Source organism: Neorhodopirellula pilleata (assembly GCF_007859915.1).
GTDB lineage: Bacteria > Planctomycetota > Planctomycetia > Pirellulales > Pirellulaceae > Rhodopirellula > Rhodopirellula pilleata.
Map to the genome: position 1 here is coordinate 1 of NZ_SJPM01000024.1, position 24384 is coordinate 24384.

The 24384-nt window shown below is 55.4% G+C and carries 20 protein-coding genes; 9 read left to right on the forward strand and 11 right to left on the reverse strand.

Going from position 1 to position 24384, the window contains the following annotated elements:
- Positions 1-605 precede the first annotated feature (605 nt).
- Both Pla100_RS27875 and Pla100_RS27880 read right to left on the reverse strand, forming a co-directional pair.
- Positions 606-2603, reverse strand: coding sequence for a right-handed parallel beta-helix repeat-containing protein (locus Pla100_RS27875; RefSeq protein ID WP_146582248.1), 1998 nt, complete (start codon positions 2601-2603; stop codon positions 606-608).
- Between the two features lie 691 nt (positions 2604-3294).
- A complete protein-coding gene (locus Pla100_RS27880; protein WP_146582250.1) occupies positions 3295-3585 on the reverse strand; it encodes a transcriptional regulator in 291 nt (96 codons plus the stop codon).
- A 500-nt stretch (positions 3586-4085) separates the two neighbouring features.
- Between Pla100_RS27880 and Pla100_RS31305 the strand changes: the two genes are divergently transcribed.
- Both Pla100_RS31305 and Pla100_RS27890 read left to right on the forward strand, forming a co-directional pair.
- A complete protein-coding gene (locus Pla100_RS31305; protein ID WP_197168298.1) occupies positions 4086-7097 on the forward strand; it encodes a hypothetical protein in 3012 nt (1003 codons plus the stop codon).
- Between the two features lie 90 nt (positions 7098-7187).
- Positions 7188-7649, forward strand: coding sequence for a ferritin-like domain-containing protein (locus tag Pla100_RS27890; RefSeq protein ID WP_146582252.1), 462 nt, complete (start codon positions 7188-7190; stop codon positions 7647-7649).
- Between the two features lie 42 nt (positions 7650-7691).
- Here the strand turns inward: Pla100_RS27890 and Pla100_RS27895 are convergent, their stop codons facing one another.
- Together Pla100_RS27895 and Pla100_RS27900 are read right to left on the reverse strand one after the other, a co-directional pair.
- Entirely contained in the window at positions 7692-8504 is an 813-nt protein-coding gene (locus Pla100_RS27895) for a hypothetical protein (RefSeq protein ID WP_146582254.1), read from the reverse strand.
- A gap of 361 nt (positions 8505-8865) precedes the next feature.
- Positions 8866-9195 (reverse strand): hypothetical protein, encoded by a 330-nt coding sequence (locus tag Pla100_RS27900; protein WP_146582256.1) that lies wholly within the window; start codon positions 9193-9195, stop codon positions 8866-8868.
- A 224-nt stretch (positions 9196-9419) separates the two neighbouring features.
- On the opposite strand from Pla100_RS27900, the gene Pla100_RS27905 reads away from it, so the two are divergent.
- Genes Pla100_RS27905 through Pla100_RS27915 form a run of 3 tightly spaced genes read left to right on the forward strand, consistent with a single transcriptional unit; the run spans position 9420 to position 11787 of the window.
- Positions 9420-10094: a hypothetical protein gene (locus Pla100_RS27905; RefSeq protein ID WP_146582258.1), complete on the forward strand. Its 675-nt coding sequence runs from the start codon at positions 9420-9422 to the stop codon at positions 10092-10094.
- Positions 10087-11034: a hypothetical protein gene (locus tag Pla100_RS27910; RefSeq protein WP_146582260.1), complete on the forward strand. Its 948-nt coding sequence runs from the start codon at positions 10087-10089 to the stop codon at positions 11032-11034. Before Pla100_RS27905 ends, Pla100_RS27910 begins: the two co-directional genes overlap by 8 nt.
- Before the next feature lie 6 nt (positions 11035-11040).
- Positions 11041-11787, forward strand: coding sequence for a hypothetical protein (locus Pla100_RS27915; RefSeq protein ID WP_146582262.1), 747 nt, complete (start codon positions 11041-11043; stop codon positions 11785-11787).
- Positions 11788-11804: 17 nt separating this feature from the next.
- On the opposite strand, the gene Pla100_RS31310 is transcribed toward Pla100_RS27915, so the two are convergent.
- From Pla100_RS31310 to Pla100_RS27935, 3 genes are all read right to left on the reverse strand, one after another.
- Positions 11805-12299 (reverse strand): hypothetical protein, encoded by a 495-nt coding sequence (locus Pla100_RS31310; protein WP_197168299.1) that lies wholly within the window; start codon positions 12297-12299, stop codon positions 11805-11807.
- Between the two features lie 7 nt (positions 12300-12306).
- Positions 12307-12717 (reverse strand): DUF1016 N-terminal domain-containing protein, encoded by a 411-nt coding sequence (locus Pla100_RS27930; RefSeq protein ID WP_146582312.1) that lies wholly within the window; start codon positions 12715-12717, stop codon positions 12307-12309.
- 316 nt (positions 12718-13033) lie between these two features.
- The gene (locus Pla100_RS27935) at positions 13034-13513 is read right to left on the reverse strand and encodes a hypothetical protein (RefSeq protein WP_146582264.1); all 480 of its coding nucleotides are present in this window, start codon (positions 13511-13513) and stop codon (positions 13034-13036) included.
- A 262-nt stretch (positions 13514-13775) separates the two neighbouring features.
- On the opposite strand from Pla100_RS27935, the gene Pla100_RS27940 reads away from it, so the two are divergent.
- A complete protein-coding gene (locus tag Pla100_RS27940) occupies positions 13776-14330 on the forward strand; it encodes a CBS domain-containing protein (RefSeq protein WP_231603713.1) in 555 nt (184 codons plus the stop codon).
- Positions 14331-14348: 18 nt separating this feature from the next.
- Here Pla100_RS27940 and uppS read toward each other — a convergent pair whose 3' ends face one another.
- On the reverse strand, positions 14349-15074 hold the full coding sequence (gene uppS, locus Pla100_RS27945) for a polyprenyl diphosphate synthase (RefSeq protein ID WP_146582266.1): 726 nt from the start codon (positions 15072-15074) through the stop codon (positions 14349-14351).
- A gap of 120 nt (positions 15075-15194) precedes the next feature.
- Complete coding sequence (locus tag Pla100_RS27950) at positions 15195-16463, reverse strand: lactate racemase domain-containing protein (RefSeq protein ID WP_146582268.1); 1269 nt, start codon at positions 16461-16463, stop codon at positions 15195-15197.
- Between the two features lie 242 nt (positions 16464-16705).
- Between Pla100_RS27950 and Pla100_RS27955 the strand changes: the two genes are divergently transcribed.
- Entirely contained in the window at positions 16706-17620 is a 915-nt protein-coding gene (locus tag Pla100_RS27955; protein ID WP_146582270.1) for an ATP-binding response regulator, read from the forward strand.
- 49 nt (positions 17621-17669) lie between these two features.
- Positions 17670-20102, forward strand: coding sequence for a PAS domain-containing sensor histidine kinase (locus Pla100_RS27960; RefSeq protein ID WP_231603714.1), 2433 nt, complete (start codon positions 17670-17672; stop codon positions 20100-20102).
- Between the two features lie 54 nt (positions 20103-20156).
- Here the strand turns inward: Pla100_RS27960 and Pla100_RS27965 are convergent, their stop codons facing one another.
- The gene (locus tag Pla100_RS27965; protein ID WP_146582274.1) at positions 20157-21074 is read right to left on the reverse strand and encodes an outer membrane protein assembly factor BamB family protein; all 918 of its coding nucleotides are present in this window, start codon (positions 21072-21074) and stop codon (positions 20157-20159) included.
- Positions 21075-21188: 114 nt separating this feature from the next.
- Here Pla100_RS27965 and Pla100_RS27970 point away from each other — a divergent pair, with 114 nt between their 5' ends.
- Positions 21189-22715, forward strand: a complete 1527-nt coding sequence (locus Pla100_RS27970) for a sulfatase family protein (RefSeq protein ID WP_146582276.1) — start codon at positions 21189-21191, stop codon at positions 22713-22715.
- On the opposite strand, the gene Pla100_RS27975 is transcribed toward Pla100_RS27970, so the two are convergent.
- Positions 22712-24370, reverse strand: coding sequence for a putative transporter (locus Pla100_RS27975; protein WP_146582278.1), 1659 nt, complete (start codon positions 24368-24370; stop codon positions 22712-22714). The genes Pla100_RS27970 and Pla100_RS27975 overlap by 4 nt on opposite strands.
- Positions 24371-24384 lie beyond the last annotated feature (14 nt).

Below are 24384 nucleotides of genomic sequence, written 5' to 3' on the forward strand. Positions count from 1 at the left end.
CCTATCCTCGCGCCCTGATCACACCCAAACCGAACCCGAATTCGGATTCAGCTGGGGAATAATGCTAGCAAATACCGACGGAAGAATAACCCCGACTTCTATGGAGGCAGTATGACTGGACGATTGAAACGACCTTCCAAGAGATGCGTGAACACTTCGGCCTGGAGACAACACGCGGTTGGAGTCGCCGCACAGTGCTGCGAATGGCCCCCTGTTTATTTTTACTTTACACGATTGTCGTTTTGTTTTACGACACGATGCCTCAAAGCAGCGGGCACTTTCGGCAGCGTCACTGGGTGGGCAAAGAGTCGGTGACGCTGAGCGATATGATCATTAGCGTACGGCATCATTTGTGGATGGAATGGGTTTTTGCACAAGTGCCCGGAGGTGGTGCTGTCCAAAAACTCCCACCTCCAATCCGCAAACTGCTAGACTTTGGCCTTACCCAGGCTGCGTAGCCTGGAAAAAGTCGAGCTAAGAGCCTATTCGAAAAGGGGTCTGACCCTTTGGAGGCGAGTCGTTATTCATTCGTTTGAGGGTATCGCCGGAGAGGGTCAGACCCCTTTTCGGATAGGTTCTAAGGGCTACTTTTCAACACGAGATTGTTACTCTCGCGTTGAAGCTGGAACGGGATTTGAAATCAGTTGCGTTGCCGAGGATCGTGGTCCGATGCTCAGCCAACTTTCAGTGTCTTGCACGACGGACCGTACGGTGGAGTCTTTGGTTAGTTGTTCCAGATTCCAAACAGATTTTTCGTTTGGAGATTGCGGATGCCGTAGGTTGTTGACCATGCTCGGTTCGCTCGCGTCAAGTGATTCGTCCAAAGCGATCCCGCCGCTCTCGATCAAGACGTTCCTTTCCAGTCGGTTTCCGATCGCTCGACCGGCTGAGTCACTTTCGCATGCCTCCAGCTCGGGATACCGCTTCATATAAAGCGAGCGGCTGGCCCCGAGTTCTTGAAGTAAGCCCTTGAGAGAGTCGTCGCCTTGGTCGATTCGCTCGGCGGCCCACGTTTGGCCGCGTGAGTCCAGTTGAATCCCGACGGGGCAATTGACGATGACGTTGCCCGAAACTTGATTGTCACGCCCGCCTCCTACGGCAATGGCGCGGCCCACATTTCGGATGACGTTCTCTTCGATAACGGTTCCGCTGGCAAAGTCATCGAGGTAGATTCCCATTACGTCGAGCATTCCTGAATGTCCGACATCCGATATCAGATTGCGCCGAATGACGTTTCCTCGCTCGGTCCAATCATGACCAAGGTAGATCGCTCCAGTATCGACGGATTCTTTGCAGACATTCCGAATTTCATTGAACACGACCTGGTGGTCATTTCCGTCAATTCGAATGGCAGCGTCCGAACCATCCCAGATGCCACAGTTTGCGACCGTCGAGCCAACGCCGGCTAGATAGATGGCGGCGGAAAAGCCAATACGGGATCGGCCGAAGTCATGAATTCGACAATGCGAAATGGTGTGTTGGCAAGGCACTAAGGTTGTTCGATCGCCCGCTTCGACTCGAACCGCATAACGGCCCATGTGCTCGATGTCACATTCGGTCACATGAATCTCACTGCCGCCGTACAGATGGACGCCGGTGTCGCCGACTCCCCGAACCGTACATCCTTCCAATTCGATGTGATGGGATCGGACCAGTTCAATACCGATGTGCGTCGATTGTTGGAACGTAAGATGCGAGAAATGCAGGTCATGGGCATCGTAAACCGCAAGCAATGCATCGGTTTGTGTAATGGCGGGGGCCGCATCATCAGGCATCCACGTGATCAAGAGTTCGTGATCGCGGTCGTAGTACCATTCACCGACTTGATCGAGAAACTCGATCGCATGCACACCACGATGGCGAACGATTTCATTCCGGTTCGCTTCGCTGGTCAACTCATCCTGATCAATACCAATCGCAAGTCGAGAATCTGCCCACGGAGCCGCGAAGAACCCGTGCAACCATGCTTCAGAAGCATGCAAAGCAGTCGGCAAAATATCACTTTGAAAATGCCCTTCGTGCGACCAACTGCCATCGGCCCATTGCTCGTTCGGGGTCCTTGCCGGTCGCATGAAAATCGAATCGGCGGCAACTTTGGCAAACGTATCCTCACGCCACGACGCGGACGCGCAATTCATTGTTTCTCGAGGCACGAGCCATCCGGTCGCATTTGATTGCGCCGACACAGGGAGTCGGCTCAGGAGTTCGTGCGGAATCGTAACGGGGTCGGAGGACGTCGTGGCTCCGGAAATCACCACCTCTTCGCCGGGCACAGCTCGCCAAATCGTCGGTGATCCTGGTCGCCCGCTGTCTTGCAAACCGAACGTCCAGCAGGACGATCGCTGGTACTCACCGCCATGAATCCAAATGGTATTCGGCTCATCGCTTGTCGAATTTGCCAGATGTTGTCGAACCGCTTGTTGTGCGCGTTCGAGGGTGCGCCACGGAAGCGCTTCGGTTCCGGGGTTGGTGTCATCGCCTGTCAAGGCAACGTGCCATTGACCCGCGTGAGACATCGAGTCTCCGGCTAGACAGAGCAGGGTAGCTGCAATCGATTTCAGAGCGGAGTTTCGACCGTATCGAACGTTTCTAACAACAGGCATGGGGCGATTCGAACACAATGGTTGTAAACTTCGGAACAACGAGATCGCATCAAGAAATCCAACGGCAACAGCGTCGATCGTTCGGTGCGACAATCTGACTTAGCTTGCATGGACATACGTTCGCCGAAGAAACCTGACGAAAGGGTTCGTTTGGTTGCGAAAGAATCGATTGACCGGGTTAACCGCCCCAAAATGCCCCCAGGTTAGCGGCGCAGCACCTGGCCCGAAGTGGCTCAACGGCGTGGTTGCCAGCCGTTCGCTTCACGGCTCCGGATGCCCCATTCCGTGAACCAAGCCAACCTGCGAACCATGGAAAAGAAGGTGTTCGCGATCGATGAGGAAGATTGCTGCACCGGAGAAAGGTGCGCCGCGTTGAATTAGTGGAACAAGCAATTCGCGTCATTCGATGGCGCTCGCCACAGGCCTCGAATGGCGGCTTACTTGCCGTAAGCCCGCAGCTAGCACCCTGTTGATTTAACCGTAACCCGACGCGTCAGAACGCGTTGATTGAATTCGCATCGTAACCCGAAGCGTGAGCGAGGGATACATACAGAGGATTTAATGGCGTTTCATCCCTCGCTTACGCGTCGGGTTACGATAAACCAATGCCACAGGCAAAAGCGAAACTTCAAAACTCACCCGTCGGGTGACGATGCCGACTAGATCAACTGCTTGCTCTTGGACTGAGGTCCTACAGACGGCCGTCTTGTTCGAGCATTTCTTTGTATTGGTCGCGTTCGCGGCGGGTGGCTTCGAGGTCGAAAATTAGGTATTTCATGTCCAATCGCAACTGCGAGAGGGCCTCTTGGACCAAATTCAGAATTCGTCGGCGACGGGTGCTGCACTCGACCACGCGAGCCAAAGCTGGGGCGACCGCATCGCGGTAGCGGGCAGGAAGGGCTTCGATGGCAGCGGCCATTTCTTGCAATTCCACTGGCGTTTCGTCGTTGAGCTTAGGTTGGTTGGCGGCGATCTTGGTCATGAACAAAGCTTCCAGTTGGAGTGGGGCCGACGTCGGCGGGCTGTGTTGGGTTTGGATGAAAGCCTTCCTTTGCATTCGAGGTGCCACTTCATTGCGGCAGCGGTCTTGTTTCTCGTAAGTCGCTGTGATTAAAGGGTTTGCAGCTTACGGATCGTTTCGTGGTGTTTTTACAACGTTGACTTGAAACAACATCGTTTCAGTCTGGAAATCTCGCCCAAGGTTTGGTATCCCAAGGACTTAGGTTCGATTCTAGTTCGTTTTACGGGCTTGTTGAGTTTTTTCAACAAAACGTGGTCGATTCGCCTCAAGGTCGTCTCGACATCATGATCGCAGTGGATTGTTCCGCCACAATTGCATCAGGTCAACGACTTCACCGCTCTTGAATCCATTTGGTGGACTTTGCCGTCATGGCTGTGCCGGGTAGGAAAACTGTTCAGTCGATGCTGCCATGCGGAAACCGCCTTGGTGCCTCGATCGGGCTGTGTTGGTGCCTGTTGGGAATGAGTTTTTTTGGCTTCACGCCGATCGCCTGTGGACAGTTAATCGATTCGTTAGACGCTTACCCGCCGCGATGGTCACTCGACGAGAGTGACTGCGACGCGCGAATCACCGAACAGGCACATGCGTCCGACGCCGAGGCCGAAGGCGGCGGGTGCGAGACGATCACGGTGGTGGCAACGCACGGCACCAAGGCGATTTTGTCCTACCCGATCGAGCCCGTCCGGCCGATCGACGAACTGACCGCCGTCGTCAGTGTCAAGGGACTGCACAAGGGTGTCCGGATCGGCTTTCGGGTTCGGTTTCCGTATTTGATGGATGAGAAAACGAAACGTCCCGCCTCGGTCATCGTTTTCGGTTCGGCATACAGTCACGTGGGCGAATTTCAAAAGCTGGGCGTCAGCGACATCGTTCGTGATCTGAAACTCAAACAGGTCGCGCTGCGAAATGAATATGGGATCGACGCGGACGTTGCCTCCCCGTACGTCGACGCGGTGGTTCTGAACGTCTACGGCGGTCCGGGAACCAGTTCGGTGCGGATCGACGAACTACGCGTTGACGCGATGGTGCCGTTGATCGACGAAGACGACTCCTCCGGTGCCATCCGTGCGGCCGATCTGGCCAATCGCGGCGTGCCGACGCAACCCAAGATGACGGACAATCCCGTCGAACGGATCAACGCCAAACCGAACTCGGACTTGAGCCGCGAGGACCCGTTATCGGCGAACGTTCTCGAACCACCGAATCCCCGCTCGTTCGCGAGCAACTCCGTGTTCCCTTTCGGGAAAGTCACTCGAATCCTGCAACATCATGACGAGCCGCTTTCGTGGGTCCGGTCGTTGGGTTTTGACGCGGTGTGGTTGTCTTCGCCGCCAACCTCCGCGATCCTTTCGGAGGCCATTGCAGCCCGGATGCAGATTTACGCGCCGCCCCCATCTTCACCCGACCCCAAACTGCAACCGCTGCTCGAACCCGTTGCTGCCTGGATCGTTGCGGGCGATAAGCCGATGGACTCGGCCAACCTCGAAACCATTACACGCGACGTGCAACGTTTGCGACAGTTTCCAGTGCGATGGCAACGACGGCTTGTCGGGAGTCCGGTTGAGAACGTCCGTGAATACGCGGCGATGCTAGACGCCGTGATGCTGGACGCGCCCCCGAGGATTCGAAATCTATCGGCGATCGAAACGAAAACGTTCCGATTGGAACAAATCACGCGAGCCGGCGGCAAGCCGATCGCGATCGGTATCGGAAGCATGCCCAACCCGACGGCGGTGGCGCAAACCGATGCGATCGCCGCCCGGATCGGAACTCCGGTTTGCGATTCGTTTCCTTGGCAGGGGATGTGGCGACAAGTCGCCGATGGCATCGGCGACGGCACGTCCGCGATCTTGTATCGATCGCCTCGGTCCTTAGCCGAAGGCTCGCCACTGCAACAAAACCGGGCCATGGCGTTATCGTACGTCAACCGATTCATCGCAGCGATTGAACCATGGGTGGCGGGCGCGACGCCCGACCCGACACCGCTGATCATCGCCGATGCCGGTTCGACTCAACCGATCTATGTCGGTCATCGATTCGTGCTTGGGCCGACGACGATGATTCTGATGACCTCAGCGATGCATCGAGGCGACGAAACACTGGCGGGTGATGGAAAGACGTTGTCCTTTTCGCTTCCGCCAGAGGACCAGGGCAAGATGGTTTGGCGTTTGACTCATTTCTCGTCCGAACGTTTGATGCCCGAAACGACTTCGGCTGGCACGAACATCGAGATCGTTTCCCCCGATTTCGTGGAAGTCATCGCGATCAGCAACGAGCTATCCGAAGCAGGTAAGTTAGCGTCATCTTCCCAGCGTTATGCCCGTCAAGCCGCAGTGGATCGTTGGCAATTGGCCGGCGATGCGATCCGGCGCAGCGAATCGTTGTGGCAACAGGCAATCGCGGCCCGGGTTGTCGACCGGCGTCCGCCATGGGATTTATTGCAGGTCGCCCAGTCGACACTGTCCGATGCCGAGCAGTTGGTCCGAGGAGGACAGGCTGGATCATCACTACGGCTATCGCGCAGGGCCGACGGCTGGGTCGCGAAGGCCGATTGGATGCTGCGAGATGCGTTACTTGAAGGCATTCATCCCAACGATCCGATCGCTTCGCCCGGTGAGAGCGAACCATCGCCCTTCATGCCGGGGCGTTTCATCAGCAGTCCGCCACTGATCGCCGCGAATCTGGAAACTCAAATCGCATGGTCGCCACTATTGAAAACGCCTATCCATCCCAGTCTCAAACAAATCCCGTCACGCCCGAACCAGTTAGGCGGCCGTTCACGATGGGGCGAAAACTTGATTGCAGGGGGTGATTTTGAACGGGCCGAAGTTTTAAGTGGAAACGCAAACGCGGGCAGCTTGATCGAGGGAGCCAGTGTCTTCGATGGTGCCAGTCTCTTCGATGGTGCCAGCCTCTTCGATGGTGCCAGTCTCTTCGATGGTGCCAGTCTCTTCGATGGTGCCAGTGTCTTGGAACGTGAAGGCTGGACACTTGGCACTCGCCACTCAAAATGGGCCGCCTGCGAAGCCGCTTGGATCGATCGTGGGGCGTTTTCTGGGAAAGGGGCACTGCGTTTGCGGGTAACTCCCCGTAATGATGCGACATTACCAGGCGGTTATGAGGGTACCTGTTTGATGATCCGTAGCCCAGCGGCGAAATTTTCAACTGCCAGCGTGGTGCGGATCGATGCCGTCGTGCGAACGCTCGGATTCACTCGCCCACATCAGGGATTGCTGATCTACGATAGCATCGGCAGCCAAGAGATGGGCGTCTTGGTCGGTCCACGCCCCGAGTGGACGCCGGTGACACTGTTTCGCCAAACCAACGGCGCGGGAGAGATCCACGTGATGATGGAACTCATCGGCGGAGGTGAGGCGATCATCGATCAGGTCCAAGTACGCGTTTGGGAAACGATCGCCGATCCCGCTGCCTCGATGCGGCCGATCGACACGGCCCTTTTCGATCCGTCATAATCCTCTAGTATGTCTGAACTGATAATCGTTTCCGAATGAGCGGCCTTACGACCGCACGATTTCGATTGATATCCCACCCTAGAGAGAACCATGGTTAGCCAAGAATTGCTCGATTGCTTAAACGAGATCCTCAAGCACGAATGGACGGGCGTCGCCCAATACTCACAGAACTCTTTCATCATCGAAGGCGTCTGGCGAGAAGTCTATGCATCCAAATTTGAAGGCGATGCCAAAGAGTCGTACAAACACGCCACGTTGATCGGCAATAAGATTGTTTCCTTGGGTGGCGTCCCCGTCGCAACCCGCAACGAGATCAAACAAAGCAAAGACCTGCGAGAAGTGCTGCAGTTCAGCTTAGCGTTTGAATCCAAAGCGGTCGAAATGTACACCAAAGCGATCGAGTTGGCCGAGCCTCATCGCAGCCTCGTGATTTTCCTCGAAGACATCCTGCTCGAAGAACAAGATGGCGTCGATGAGTACACGAAACTCTTGCGAGAAGTTCCTGCCGAACACGCCGCGATGAGCGGCGAACCGGTTCGCAAAAGCGGTTGATCGGAAAGCTATCTCCGAACAAAACCTAAGCCGATCTGCCGACTACACCGACGTGGTCGGCTCGGCCTTGGGGGCGGGGAGTTCTTCGACTTCGTTGGCGTCCTTAGGAACGTCAGCACCCCCAGAATTCTCGTTGGTTGGAGTCTCTACCGACGCTGGCGATTCCTCACGTGGCGTTGCATCGGCATTTGGTTCTGCGTCGGTAATCGCGACCGGGGCCGATGGGGCCTCGCGGCTCATTCCGCTCAATTGCCCCAACACCTCGCGAAAACCGTCTAGGTTGACCAGCCAAGCCAAGTCCGGATTGGCGATCACGCCTTGATAACGCAACGATAGTTCTGCCAATTCGTTCGCATCCGAAGTCTGGGCAACCCGCTCGGGCTGCAAATACTCCAACCAAACATCGCCATCAGGTCGGACCGACAACGCGGCCGCCAATCGATAAGCGGCGTCGGACAACGACCCCGTTCCGGGATAGGTCGGCAATGGTGCGAAATCAGCAGCCGATGAAGGAACGAGATGCCGTTCGGCCCGGTACTCGAAACCCGGCGTGCGGATGTCAATCTCGGTCGGCGTGATGTTCACCGAAAACGCATGCGGTACGTAACTCGCCACCGGGTAAGAGGGCGTCACGGGGGGAAACGGCGTGACACGAGACCATCGTGGAATCGCACCGATCCAAGGGTTGTCGTAGAACGCGATCGGCGGAGGCGGCAAAACGATCGGAGCACCAATCGGAGCACCCCAAGCCGCGTGACCAGGAAACCCCAATCGCGGACCGAAATATTGAGCCGTCGCCGTAGACGAGGCCCAACTGGATGAGACGATCGCGGCGGTCAGAAGAAGGCGTTTCATGGTTCGCAGCCGAGCAAGAAAAAGGAGTCGTAACGGTGGTGGAAGTTCGATCCCTATTTTACCCCCGCACCTCCGGTTGTGTTGCAAATTTCAGTACTTCACCGAGCGAAACTATGCAGTATCTGCTTGAGTTCACCGACGCGGATCTGATCGCGGCCACGCTGGCCGATAACGAAATGACGCTCGATGACTTGCGCCACGATGTCCAGCTATTGGCTCGGCGTCAATAGTTGCGCACCGACATGGACGCGATCGTTCCGCTCGAAGGCGAGGCCAAGAAGGCTGGCCAAGCAAATCGAGGAAGCCGAGCAAGCGTTCGCGATGGCGACTGCCAAGCACGAAGAAGCCATGTCGCCGCTCTTCATCCGTCGCTGGCGCGATCGCCGCGATCCGCAAGCGAGCCAACCAAGCCCGCATGGACTTGCGGTAAACCTGCGAGGACCGTGAACTGGTCACCGAGTACGACGAGTTCATCGAGCAGCTCAACGAAGCCCAGCACGAACTGGCCCGCCTCGATGAGGAGATCACCAAACGCAAAAGCTGGATAAGCCAGGACAAAGAAAAGGCCAAGGCGACGCCGTTCCGCCAGGAAGCGAGCCGCTACACCTCGCAGGTGGAGGAGCACGAGCGAATCCTGGCCGACCTTCAGGCGAAGTTTGAGCCTGCAGAAAACGTGGTCCGTGCTTTGCAAGAACGGGTTTCCTCGATCGAAAATCAAATGCTCCAGCCTTAGCCGCACCCCTCGCATGTGCAGCTCCTGCCTCTGTTTCGGGGAATTTGCAGCGTGCGAAGAGTCAGAACTCGCTGGGACCGAGGCAAATCCCCACCCTCGGTTCCAGCGATCTGGACACGTAAGTACCCTGCTTGGTAAGCAGAGTGGGCTAAACTACCATAAACTGAAAAAGTTCCGAACCAATGGCTGTCAAGATCAAACCAAATCCAGAGCAACTTAGCCAGCTTCTTCGCTGCGCAGAGCTCGATAGCGGGAAACTGGCGGATCTGGTTATTCACCTTGGGCAACTCGCTGAGACGCCTCTGGTTCCTGAACATCTACTTAGCGAACTAAAGACGCAGCTCAGTGAAGAAGATGCGGAGCTTTTGCTGTCGCAGATCCTTTCGCTCAGCATGCTGGTTCGCGTAAGTGAGTCGAAATCGGTTGATGTCATGAAGGCGTTGCGAGTCGCGATGTCTAGCGAAGATCAGCAAGCCGAATGGGACTCGATTGCAGGATCAATGCAGGGTCTGGTTGACTCTACGCCCGTTCGTCTTGTGACGAAGGCAATGGAGTTGAGCTACGACTATGCGAACCTTCTTCGGAAGGCACGGATCATTACGGATTTGCGGCCTCTCTTCGACGATGAGGGGGAAAAGGTCGAAGGCGGCGTGGTTACCCATACATTGCGCATAACATACTCCAGCGATGATGGGGGGCACGAAGTAAGCCTCGCACTCGACATAAAAGATGTTGAGAAGCTACATGAGCAATGCGAGCGAGCAATTAAGAAAGCAAACACTATCAAAGACGAGTTTGTTCAATCGACCGGGAAACCATGTCTGATATCTGGTGAATCGGAGAAACGCGATGAATAGCTTAACCATCGGTCCACGAGAATTCCTCCAACAGGTCCGTCAACTCGAAGGCGAAGTAAGTAGTACCAACGACCAGAAGGCTTGGTATTGGAGATCTACTCCTCGCAACTCACGGTTGCAAGCATTGGTCAATTGGCCACAGCGGGTTCTACTATCCGGAATTCGTGAAGCGACCATGGACGCCGCTGAAACTGAATCAAAAGACGTAGGTGAAACTAAAAAGCGAGCTTGTGGTTGGCTGCATTCGACGCAAACAAAATCGACTAGCAGTGCCGATGTGAGAATTTTTGCCAAGTTGCCAAGCCCGGACTTAAAGGCATTTGATGTCTTTGTGACTGCTGTTTCGCACGAGGCGTCTAAAACTGGTGTCGAAGCGTGGAACAAGATTTTTGCATATACCGACTTTGACGCAATGCCCCTCTATGTTTCGATCCTGACACTTGCTGCAACGGAAGAGAAGAACGTTGACCTCCCAGCTCGGCGAGTATTCGTCGAGCGGTGTCGCCGTTCCATACGAGCCAGAGGAATCGCGGATGGGTTGATCGAAATTGTTCAAGACAGAACTCGATCGGTTCCTCGGCGCGATCAGTACTTGCGAACTGCTCATATGGTTGCTTGCTTGGAAGAGCAGACCGCGACTAAAGACTACATCAAGGCAGCCATTGCGTTTGAGAAGCTGGGTGACATTCGATCGGCGCTTGCTTGTGTCTACCGAAACACGCGTTATCGCTTGAGAGATGGCCAGGCGAAAGAACTCGATGAAGACGTGCGGACCCTCGATATCGATGAAGCAGGTGTCGACACCATGCTTGCGGTGCTAACTGCCACCGCACCAATCAAATCGAGCTTGCCTAGTCGCAAAGCACTCTATCGAGGAGTACGCCGAACGCTCAAGAAACGTGGCCAATTGGAATATGGACTGCTCGACGGTCTGAAGTAACAAATCATGGATCGGGTTCATCGACAAGCGGATAAATCGGTTGACCAGCTTCGGCACGTCGCTGTTGTGATTCGTGAAGTAGGCGATTCCGGTGACGACCAGCGACATTCCGGTATCACTTATCGAGTCGACGAGTCTGGTCCGATTCAGTTCTTGCATTTAGGCTGGCACCGCCAATTGGCGCAGCAAGGCCATTTGTCGAGTAAGTACTTTTGGGTTGATCCGCAAGTTCCGACAGCGAGACTTCGACAAGTTGCTGCGATCTGCGAGGATATTGCTCACGCGAATCTCGTTGAGCAAATTCCGTATTCGTTCGGATCTCCTGTCAATGCGTTCGATGATCGCACGAAGAAGTTCCTTCTTGGTCCGACAACGACCGGCTTAACTTGCGCGAGTTTCGTGCTGGCAGTTTTTGAACGCGCACAACTGCGGCTAGCTCGTTACATGGGTTGGGCTGCGCCCGATTTGGATGACATCCGTTGGCAGCAGAGCGTTCTTGAGGCGTTGCGAAACGATCCACGCGTCTCGCCGGAGCACATCAACGCCGTCGAACGCGAAGTTGGAAACTCTGTTCGGTATCGTCCCGAGCAAGTGGCTGGCGCTGCGGCGATCCGAAAACGACGCCCTGTTAAGTATCAGTACGCCAAGAGCCTCGGAAGCGAGATCGTGCGTTTCCTTCGAGGCGAACAGCCAATTGGCGAATATCGATTGTCGCGTTGGGATCGATTGCTTGATCGGCTTGGTTTGGCGTAGTTCGACGCTCGCTCAGGCTAGGTTGCCTTTGACTTGGGCTTTCGCTTTGAAGACTTCGCTTTGATGTTTGACTTGGCGGCGCGGATGCGTTCGAGCAGCACGCTCGCCGGTTCGTCATTCGGATCCTGCGGAACGAGTTGGCCTCGGAATGCTTTAGCGAGGAGCGATGGGGTTAGACGATCGACTAGCTGAAGCGTGGCTCTGCAGCGAGCGGTGATGTTATCAATATTCGCAAGGAGCTCAACTGTGTGGTCCCGTTGGCCACGGTGGCCAACGCGGAACCTCGAAACGCCCAACAACGGGAACACAAACATGGCTACCAAGAAGACCACCACCGCAACCAAGACCGCCCCCGCCAAGAACGCTTCGGCAAAGAAGCCGGCCGCCAAAAAGCAGCCCGCCCCGAAGACCGCCAAGGCGACCACGCCGAAGAAACCGGCCGCCACAAAAACGACCGACAAAAAGATGTCGCAGATCGACGCGGCCTTGGCGGTTTTGAAGAAGGCCCGCAAACCTCTTTCATGCAAAGAGATGGTTGAGGCGATGCGCCTCCTGCCTGATCTGCTGTATCAGCGTGTCGCGGCTCCAGCCCTGTTCCAGCGTTTGACGTGCGTACCAGACCCGCGAGGGAAGATGCTTGATTTTTTGCATCAAGATGACGTTGTGCGCCCAGCTTAGTTTCGTCACCGCACTCAACACGACCACGTCGGCCTGGGATAGTGCGACAGTGGGCGTTTTCGGCTCGTTGGTCAATTGGGCAACGGCCCGTTGCCCAAATAGGACCAGAAGGGGATACGCGTGGAAAAACTGAACCATCAGTTTGAGATTTCGGGCGGAAAACCCCTTTTCCTCGGGCAATTCGTTCTTTAGGTCCGTAGCGAGTTTTTCCAACACGCCCGCTCCCCACCCCCGCAGCCTCCTGTCGGGCAGCGATCATCCGACCGATGCCCCAATTGGTAGAGAGCATTTCCGCGTGAGCCGCCATCGCGGCTCGCTGTTGGCCCTCCCGGACTCTGGCTTTGATCTCACCGAGCAGCTCGGGGTAGGAGAAAGTTGAATGATGAATGTTGAGTGATGAAGGCTTGGACTTGGCTCCTTTCTTCACCACCGCTCTTTTCTTCGTTTCATCATTCATGATTCAAACTTCATCCTTTCCCAAAAGCGCCGCTTCGAGTTGTGCCTTGAGCTGGCCGCGTGTGTCGGCGATCTGCTGGAACAGGCTTGCGTATTCGGGTAAGCGAGCCATCTACAGGTACATGGCTTGGAAGCCGTCGCCTTTTTCGATCTGCTCGGACATTGCCTCGATCCGTGCCTTGGTTTTGGTCAAATCACCGGCCTGGATGTATCGGTCGAACTCGATCGCCACGGCGTGCTTGACCGATTCGGCGAGAAACTCGACCGACGGCTCGTTCAGCCATGGGCAGGTTTCCTTGCTCAAGGTGATGCTCAAATCGACCGCTTTTGTTTTGACATCTTGCTCGCCGGTCATCACCACGCCTTCGACATCAAATTCCACCAAACCACTGTTGGGATCATTCGTCAAATGAAACCGGCATATGGCATGATGCAGATAATAGGTGTTGTGCGCACCGTGTTTGGAGAGTGCCGATTTGACTTTCAGTACGAACGCTTCGTACTTCGGCGACGCATCCAATGGGACATCCAGTCGCCCCAAACTACGCAGTGGCAAACAATCGAATTCAAACTCCACCCAACGACCAAACATCTCAATGACCTCTCAATGAACGATATCGTGACAACTTTCACATGGCGTTTCGTCTCGCCGCCCGAATTGGTTTCGAGTGCACTGTTTTGACCGATTTTAGCGGAAAAAGCGAGGAGAGGCAGCGATTGTGAAAAAAGCGACAAATCCGCAAGCGAACCGATGCGACAGGGCAGCTCGCGAATCGTGACAGAATTTTCTTGACGACACCGTCGCGTTTCGGCAACAGTGAATCATCGGCCTGCGGTGAAGCGGCCATTGACTCATGTTTCTATCCCCGATTCAAGAGAGTGACACGATGACCAAAGCCATGGGCTCGTCCCAACTTCCCACGATGGATCCGTCATGCATGCCCGCCGTGACGGCTCGCGAAATGATGGTTCGCAATCTGATCACGCTCTCACCAACGATGGACGCGCTCGATGCGCTCGACGTGCTGTTGCGCAATCGCATCTCCGGTGCACCGGTGGTGAATGAGGACGGTAAATTTCTGGGCACCTTCTCGGAGAAATCGTGTATGCGTTTCACCGTCTCGATGGCCTACGACGGAATGCCCAGCACGGACGTGTTCTCGTTAATCGATGCCAATCCTCCCACGATCATCGAAGAAACCGATTTGCTCACCATCGCTCAAACTTTTTTGACCGAATCGTGTCGGCGACTTCCGGTGCTCGACGGTGATGGTCGACTACGCGGACAGATTTCACGTCGCGACGTGATGCGAGCCGTCCGCAGCCACCTGCACAAACCCGTCAAAAAGTCCGGAACGTCCGGGTTGTTCTTTAGCGCGATCTTGTCGAGCGAAGAACGTCGGGTTTAGGCCTCAGTCGCGGGTGCCTTAGAGTAGCCCGCCGAAGCGACGCTGACGGGACGCGAAATCCTCGACCGCGTCGCGAAAATCGTCTTCGCCGAAATCGGGCCAACATTTGGTCGTGAACCAAAGCTCCGCATAGCTGATTTGCCACAACAAATAATTGCTGATTCGAATGTCGCCACCGGTGCGGATCATCAAGTCCACTTCGGCAAGTCCTCGAGTGTCGAGCTGCTGGGCGATCGTCTCTTCGCTAATTTGATCGATCCTGAGCGATCCGTTTTGGACTCGCTCGGCGATCGATCGTGTCGCCCGGGTCAATTCGTCGCGACCACCGTAATCAACCGCCAAGACCAGCTCCGTGCCGGTGTTGTCGCGACACAACCGCTGAGTCATTTCGACTTCACGAATGACCTCATCACCGAGTCGATCCAGTCGTCCGATGAATCGTAGTTGCAAGTTTTGATCTCGAAGCGTCTGACGTTCATCAATGAGGTACTGACGCAGCAAATGCATTAAGAATTCAAGTTCGGTCTTGGGGCGTTTCCAGTTCTCGCTCGACAAACAATACAAGGTCAACGCCTCCAGTTTCCACTGGGCGGCAAGTTCGGTAACTCGTCTCACCGAAGCCGCACCGCGGCGATGGCCTTCGATGCGGGGCAGCCCAAGACTTTGCGCCCATCGCCCGTTGCCATCCATGATAATGGCGACGTGGCGCGGCATGACTTCTGAGGGAGGATCCGGTTGGGACATGTCGGGATCGAATAGGAAGACAGGAAGACAGGAAGACAGGAAGACAGGAAGACAGGAAGACAGGAAGACAGGAAGACAGGAAGACGGGGAGACGGGGAGACGGGGAGGCTGGTGTGAGGGTCAGTTCAGCGGGGCTTCCCAGAGACCGAGTGCAGGGTTTTGTACAAAGTAAAACTCACTTCCGTCGATATCGGTGTGAAAACCATCCTGCAGCTTATTGACGTCATAGCGTTTCATGAGCTCGTCAAGATTTCCAGGGGTGAAACCGACGCCACGAATTTCTTCGTCCGTCAAATGGCCGGCCGCATAGACGACTTCGAATCGGTTCTCGGGCGAGCCGTGAACCAAATGAGCCGCAGCAGAAGGATCGTTCGCCAAGTCTTCGTTCTCGTCGACCAACCGCATGATCTCGGATTTCGTTCTGTAGCCGTACTTGCGAATCAAATGATCGATCCGCTTGTCCTCGCCGAACTCCTCCACAGCGGGACCAAGGACGGTTAACCGCCCGCCGGTCGCGATCGCCTTGCGAGTCCGATAGATGGCCTTGTTGCCAAGCCAAGTACTCTTGAATTCGCTCGGGTCCAAGTACGCCACAACATGTGTGGGCGGTTTGGGGAGATGAGTGATGTTCACCTGACGAGCCAACTCGGCGGCTCGAAAGAACGTGTCATGGTCGTCGCCGATGAATAAGCCGCGAGTGTGCTTCGTTCCGTCTTTGAGCTGCTCGATGACGGTCAGTGCGTACAAGATCGGAAGATCTTGGCAGAAGTGATCTTGGGCGTAATTCAGGATCTGCCGCAACGGTGTGTTGGCGATCCCCAGTGTTTGATCGATTCCCACCATGGCGCTGAGATAGTGACTCTCATTAATGCCGCTGACGCCGCCGGTTCCGACGAACACGTTCTTGTTGTAGTTGGCCATCCCGATGACTTCGTGAGGAACAACCTGGCCGAGCGAGAAAATCAAGTCATGGCCCCCGTCGCGTAACAAACGATTGACCTGCGCGGGCCACGCTTTATCGTAGATCCCCCCGGTTACCTCGCGGACGAATTCGGCAGGAACCTCACCCAACTGCACAACGTCGTCACGCCAACGGTGAACCCGAAAAAGATCGTGCGGCACTCCAGGAAACATATGGTCGAGCTGAGCGGGGCTCATCGCCGAGTGCGTTCCCAAGGCAGGCATGATGTCCCGGACACGGTCTCCCAAAAGCTCGTGGCACAACACCGTCAACTCTCCGGCCCGGCTGAACAAACGGGTTTGATCGGGCGGTAGCAGCAACACGTTCTGGACCGGAGTGATCGCCGCAAACGTTTCCTGCAAAGCCGCCCGCAGGTCATCGGTGGTCAACGATTGGGTTGGCGAGCCGTTGGAATAAAAAACTGTCAAGGTGAATCGTCTCCGACTAGGTGAGGGTTTGAAGCGGCGCAGGGTTGCGGTCCAGCGGTCCGGAGGGCCGGCTATATGGTTGCCGCGCCCGCAATGCGATACAATGCCGCATTAGGCCGATTTGGTGCTGGCGTTCGGGTCGTTGTCCAGTCAATTGTGAGCGATCAACGTCGAGCGGCAACGCCACTCGGATCGGGTGCGGCGTTTTCAATCGCGGTTTTCTTGGATCACAGGACTCTATCATGGCGAAAGTTTTACTTGTTGAGGACAGTCCGACCCAGGCCATGGAAATGACGATGTTACTCGAAGCGGCCGATCACGAAGTCACCCATGTGCTCAACGGCCGTTTAGGGTTGGAACAACTTCGCCAAAAGTCGCTTGATGTCGTTGTCACCGATTTGGAAATGCCCGAACTGAACGGGCTGGAATTGGTCGAAAATATGCGGATGAATTTCTCCCATATTCCGACGATCTTGGTGACCGGGCACGGATCGGAAGACCTCGCCGCCGAAGCCCTGCAGCGGGGTGCGGCCGGGTATGTTCCCAAAAACCAAATGGCCCAATCACTCAATGACACGATAGTGGACGTCTTGGGGGTGATTCGCACCGACGCCAGTTATGCGCGGTTGATCTCAACGCTCCGGAAAAACGTATTTCTGTTCGAACTACCCAACGATCCGATGTTGATCCAACCATTGATCGGATTGCTGATGCAGGTCAGCGCCGGAATGGAACTCTTGCCCAGCGTGGAGATGGTCCGCATGGGCGTGGCGGTCGAACATGCGATTGCCAATGCGATGTGCCGCGGTAATCTGGAACTGTCGACCGATCAATGCCCGAGTCATCATGAGATGGCCCGAGACGGCGTGTTGAGCGACCCTATGCGAGAACGCCTAGGCCAAGCCCCCTACAAAGATCGTACGGTCGAGGTCGAAGCAACCGCGACGACGAAGCAGATTCGTGTTCGGGTGAAGGATTCCGGAAAAGGCTTCGATACTTCGACCGTGCCCCAGCCAGGAAAGATGGACGCACACGCGATTTTCAATGACGATGCGAAACTGCAAGGCAAGGGGCTCGTCCTGATGGCAAACTTCGTCGATGAATTGACGTTCAACGATCAAGGAAACGAAGTCACCTTGATCAAACGATGCGGTTAATCCGATGAGTCCCGGCGAAAATGCTCCGCGATCAAACGAATCGAACGAATTGAATTCGTTTCAAACGTCGGCGACTTACCGCGCCCTTGCCAACAGTTTACCGCTGAGTTTGTTGATTAAGGCTCGCGACGGTCGACGGGTATTTGCCAACGAAGCGTATCTCACATGGCGAGGATTGCAGTGGGACGAAGTCGTCGGCAAGACTGACCGGGAGTTGTTTCCGGAATCGATCGCATCGCAATACATTGCCGATGATCAGCGAGTGATGGAAACAGGGCAGTCGACTCACGCGGTCGAACAGACCCGAATCGCCGACGGTAGCCTCGGGTGGATCGAGCGAGTCAAGAGTCCCGTATGTGACGCGCACGGAAAGGCGATCGGAATCCAAGTTTTGTTCTGGGACGTCACCGCCAGAATCGTTGCCGAACAAACGATTAAGTTCGAACAGTCATTGTTGACGACGTTGCTGCAGAGCATTCCGGACTCGATCTATTTTAAGGATACCGAGAGCCGATTCATTCGCGTTAGCCGCGCGATGGCGACTAAATTCGGACACGCCGACGTCCATACGGTCCACGGTCGAACCGACGCTGACATCTTTACGCCTGACCACGCCAAGCAAGCCCGCGACGATGAGGTTCACATCATCGAAACCGGCCAACCGCTCGTCGACCGTATCGAGCGAGAGACTTGGCATGACCGTGACGACACGTGGTGTTTGACGACAAAAATGCCGCTCCGTGACAGCGATGGTAAAATCATCGGCACGTTCGGCATTTCACGGGACATCACAGATCTAAAGAAAAGCGAGGCGGCCTTGAAAGAAGCCGTTCGCATGGCCGATGCCGCCAATCGCGCCAAGAGCGAGTTTTTGGCCAACATGAGCCATGAGATTCGAACTCCCATGAACGCGATGGTCGGGATGGCGGACTTGCTCGCCCAAACCGAATTGGATGAAACTCAGCGCGATTACGTCGACACGATTCGACGCTCGTCCGATTCTTTACTGCGGTTGCTCAATGATATTTTGGACTTTTCCAAAATCGAAGCTCGGCGTTTGGAACTGGAAGCCGTTCCATTCTCCCTCGGCTATGAAGTCCAAGCCGCCTTGTCGACTTTACGATTGCAAGCATCTGAGAAAAACCTGAAGCTTAAGTTCGAACAGGATGAACAAGTACCGAGTCATTTCATCGGCGACCCCGGCCGGTTGCGACAAGTGCTCGTCAATCTGATCGGCAATGCGGTCAAGTTCACTGATGTGGGCGGAGTTACGGTGAAGTTACATCGGCAAGTCGACGTCGACGTACAGGACGGCAAGTGTATGATTCGCCTAAGCGTATCGGACACCGGTATTGGAATCCCCGCCGATCAACAGGCGGCCGTCCTCGCTCCGTTCACCCAAGCCGACGCGTCGATGACCCGCCGCTTCGGTGGCACCGGATTAGGACTGAGTATCAGTCGACAGCTCGTCGAATTGATGGGCGGTTCGTTGCAATTGCACAGTGAGGTCGGGGCGGGTACGACGTTTTTCTTTGATCTCGAGTTGCCGATCGCGGAAGTACCCGATTTAATCCAACGCGATGGTGATCGCGAAGACGATCTCGGGGAAGCCGCGGACATCGGATTGACCCCCTTGAGGGTACTCGTCGCCGAAGACGGAATCACTAATCAGCACGTGATCGCTGGTTTGCTCCGTTCACTCGGTCATGAGTGCTCGATCGCAAGTGACGGCCGAGAAACTCTGGTTAAGTGGCGAAACGAACAATTTGATTTGATATTGATGGACATGCACATGCCCGTCATGGACGGTCTTGAAGCCACCGAAGCGATCCGGCAACAGGAACTCGGCACCGAGTATCGGATTCCGATCATCGCGTTGACTGCGGCTGCGATGGCCGAAGACGCCAAGGCTTGTCGAGCCGCCGGTATGGACGACTACCTCACCAAACCGATCCACCGCCGACGCTTGCAACAGGTCTTGGCGAAGTATTATGAACCAATTCGTGCACGAGAGAAATCGCCGCGAATTGCCGCGACACCAACAAACGTTCCAATCGGGAAAGGTGCCCCGAGCGGGAAAGGAGCGTCGTCGGACTCCTCCGATGATCTTGCTTTATCAGCGGTTCATGCGGGATGCTTGGACTTGGATTCGGCCAGGTCTCGAATTCCCGGTGGCGTTTCAGGAGTGATGCGATTGGCGACCGTGTTTCGCGGTGAATGTGAGTCCTTGGTCGATCAATTAATGGGAAATCTCAGGGCGGGCGAAAACGATACGGCCCGTCGCAACGCGCATACGCTCAAGGGAGCCTGCGGTCTGCTCGGCGCCAAACAACTGCAACTCGTTGCCACCGAAATTGAAACCGCCGGGCGAGAGGAAAGGCTATCCGATCTGGACGAGGCAGCACGTCTGAGTTCATCCCTGCAAACCGAAGCCGGCCGTGTTATCGCCGCGATCGACGAATTACTCCAGCCGCTCGCTTGACGAGGTTGCCGTTGGCGACGTTACGGTTGACCGCGTTTGCAGCTGTCCCCTAGCCTACCGATCGATCATCTTGCGGACCTTTTCCGCAAGCGTTGGTTCGACATAGTCAAAACATGCCATCCCGTTGCCGACCAGGTCGAAACGATTGAATTGCCAGACTACCTGACGATCGGAGTCCAACTCGATCAACTGCGGATTATTCGGGCCGGCATGACAGTTGTCGATCATCACATGGCCGTTCTCGAGTTCTTTCAAACAGGCGGTCCAGTGCAATTGAATCTCGGTTCCCGGTAGTCGGCTTTTGGCTTCCCAAACGACTTCTTTTTGGGGAGTCACTTCGACGATCGAATTACCCGAGCCGGAATTGATCATCGTGTTTCCGGACTTCAATCGAATCGCACCGTAGACGCGTGTTCCGATCTCATATTCCCAAACGATCGTCCCGTCGGGCGTGTATTCCGTGACGGTCCCCGGACCTTCGGCGCAGACGAGGAAGTTTCCATTCTCAAGAACTTCCGCTTGACGGGTTTGCCCACGTCCGTTTTTACCCAACGGCGTTTCGCTGACTACTTGGCCATCGGGATCTACCAAGACGATCCTTTGTTTTCCGGACTCGGCTACCATCGTGTTGCCATCTTCCAGACGCGTAAACGCATGAACGCCCGCTCCGTGATACTTCCAAACTTCCGTGCCATCGAGACGGATTTCCTTCACGTTGTCCCAATCGTCGTGATAGAGCACGTTTCCGTTGTCGAGCATCTGAACCTCGTGATGCCCGGCGTGTCCGCCGTCGGGTCCCTCGGTTTCAAATCTCCAAACGACGGTTCCGTCGAGTTCGCACAACGCGACGACGTTCTTTTGATAGGACGCACTGACCAAGACGAGCGGTTGTGAATCAGCGGACGCGACCGTGGCCGCAAGGAATACCAATAAGGTCGAACCCAAAATCGAGCGAATCAAGTTGATGTGCATGGTGCCGGTTGCAAAAAAGGATAAGGCGTCCGTCCCAACGAACGCGAGTGGATCAAGATTGTACAATAGAATGATTCGCTACTCAGCCAATCGTCCCCAAGTTACCAAGATCTTATGACAAATAATCGCTATGCATTCGGATTCGTCATCGCATTTTTCGTTTCAGCAGTCAGCAACGCAGATAGCGATGCCGAGGAAGCTCGAACGCAAGAAAATCGAGCGAAGGCAATGAATTTGCTCGTCATCCAGACCGACGAACATAATTTTCGCACGCTCGGCTGTTATCGCGAAACGCTTACTCCGGACCAGGCCCGCATTTGGGGGCCCGAAGCCATTGTCGAGACACCGGCGATCGATTCCCTAGCACATCGCGGCGCGATCTGCACATCGTTCTATGCAACCAGTCCCGTCTGTACGCCGTCGCGGGCCGCGTTTTTTTCCGGGCGATATCCGCACAACACGGGGGCCCCTCAAAACGATCTGCCACTCGATTCGGACGTCGTCACGTTTGCGGAAGTTTTACAGCGGGTGGGGTACGCAACCGGATACGCCGGCAAATGGCATCTCGATGGTCCCGGAAAGCCACAATGGGAACCCAGTCGCCATTTTGGATTTAAGGATAATCGCTATCTGTTCAATCGCGGCCACTGGAAAAAGTTCGAACTGACTGCGTCTGGGCCGCGGGTGGCAGCGGTCGGACGCAACGGGCAGCCAAGCTACGCTCTCGACGACGCGGATGAAACCACCTTCAGCACGGATTGGTTGGCGGATCGTGCGATGGACTTTATTCGTGAGCATGCGGAAGAACCATTCTGTTATCACCTCAGCTTGCCCGATCCGCACGGCCCCAACACCGTGCGTCCACCCTATGACACGATGTATCAGAATCTACCGATTCGACCGCCACTCACCTTTTCGATGTCAAAGCAGAATCCGGCCTGGGCGGGACCAGAAAGCAAGAACGCGTCACTGAAGTTCAATGCTTCTCAAATGGCATTGTATTTCGGAATGGTCAAATGCATCGACGACAATGTAGCCCAAATCCTAGCAACATTGAACGAACTTGATTTGACCGATCGAACGATCATCGTCTTCACCTCCGATCACGGCGACTTGTGTTACGAGCACGGCCGACTCAACAAAGGCAACCCATACGAAGGCAGCGCCAAAATTCCCATGATCATCTGTGCCCCTGGAATCATTCAACCGGGAACAAGGATCGATCAAGCCCTCGGCACAGTCGACTTTGCACCGACGATTCTCTCCTTAATGAATCAATCGGCTCCATCGCAAACCGAGGGCCGAGACGCGTCGGTATTGTTCGCTCAAGTGCAACCTGATTCAGTATCTCGGCCACGACCCTGGAATGACATTGCATTCTTGCGCGCATCCCAATCCAAACCGACCTGGGTCGCCGCCGTCACCGACCGATTCAAATTGGTCGTCGCAGCGAACGAAGAACCTTATTTGTTCGATCTGGAGAGCGATCCAGACGAACTCGGTAATCAAATTCAGCGGACCGAACACGCGACTATTGTTCGAACACTGGCCAATCAACTCTTGCACTACGGCGAAACCACCGGCGACCCGCAATTACAAAAAGGCGTGTTGAAAGATCAACTAACCAAGTTGGCTAATTAAACGAGCAGATAAATGATCGTCTGGGCGGCGACGATTCGCATGACCATTGTCAACGGATAGACGGCTGCGTAGCCGGTCGAGGTTGCCGCCGAGTCGCTCAGCGAGTTGGCAAAAGCAAGCGCAGGCGGGTCGGTCATACTGCCCGCGATCACGCCACAAAGCGTCAGGAAATTCAACTTGAACACCATCCGGGCCACGACACCGACGATTAGCAGGGGCACCATCGTGATGAACAAGCCAGCCGCCATCCAGATTGCGCCCTGAGTCGTCATGGCAACCGCAAAGAACGTCTTGCCAGCCGACAATCCTGCGCTGGCCAAAAACAAGATGATGCCCAGTTCTCGCAGGGCGAGGTTGGCGGAATAGGGGATATGCCAAACAAACTTTCCGAGCTTGCCCAACAGACTGAAAATGATCGCGGCGATCAGCGGTCCACCGGCAAGTCCGAGCCTGACCGGAAAGGGAACGCCTGGGATTGGCAGTGGAATCATCCCCAACAAGATTCCAACGGCGATACCTAGAAACACAGGTGCGAACTGAGTTTCGTTGAGGGCCTTCACCGAGTTTCCGAAAATCGCGGTAACACGATCAAGCGACGCTTCGTCGGCGACCACATTGACGACGTCCCCATAGTGCAAACGTGTCGAACCTCGGGCGGGCATTTCGATCCCCGAACGATTGATCCGAGTGATCGAGGCGTTGTACATATGATCGATCGAAAAATCCCGCAGCGGTCGATTGATCGCATCCGGCTCGGTAACGACGATCCGCCGATAGCAAGCATTGCCGGTCATCTCCATCAAGTCCAAGCTCGACGGTCGACCGATCAATGGCTCGAAACGATTCAATCCTTTGACCGTGCCGACGACCTGAATCACGTCGCCAGTGTGTAAAGTGGTTTCCTCGGTCGCAACAATGACGTTGTCCTGGTCTGCGGGTTTGATGCGGGAAATTCGCACGCCCGTTTCCTCGATCCCCGGAATGTCCCCGAACCGCGTGTTCATCAAATGATGATTGTCGACTTCGATCGCACGTCGAACAATCGGATCGGGTCGGTGAGCATCTCGGTCATCGATCGAACGTGCTTCCGCTTGCATGTCAATTCGAAAAAGTGATCTCAAGATTAACATGCTCGCGATGATGCCGACGATACCGCCCGGATAGGCGACCGCGTAGGCCGACGCCAACATGCCCAGATCGGAGGAATCGGGAGCAACGGTCGCGGCGGCTTGTTGGGCTGCACCGAGCGACGGCGTGTTCGTCGTCGCGCCGCTGAACAAACCGCCCGCCGCAAAAGCAGGCAAATCTAACATCGCATGAAATATCAATACCATCGCAACACCTAAGGCGATGACTCCCAAGGCGAGCCCGTTGAGCAACCATCCCTGTTCACGCCATAACTGCACGATTCCCGGGCCGAGCTGCAGACCGATTGTAAAGACGAACAAGACCAAGCCGAACTCTTTAGCGAATTCGGCGACTTCCGGTTCGATCGCGAGGTTTTCATGGCCGGCGAGCAGATGCCCCGCCACGATTCCCACGAAGAGCACCCCGGCGGACCCTAAACCGATCTTACGGAAACGAATCGCGCCGATCATCAAACCGCCGACGGCGACACTGACAAGCGCGAGGATGGAAAAGGTGACTGGATTCAAGATCGAAGCACACG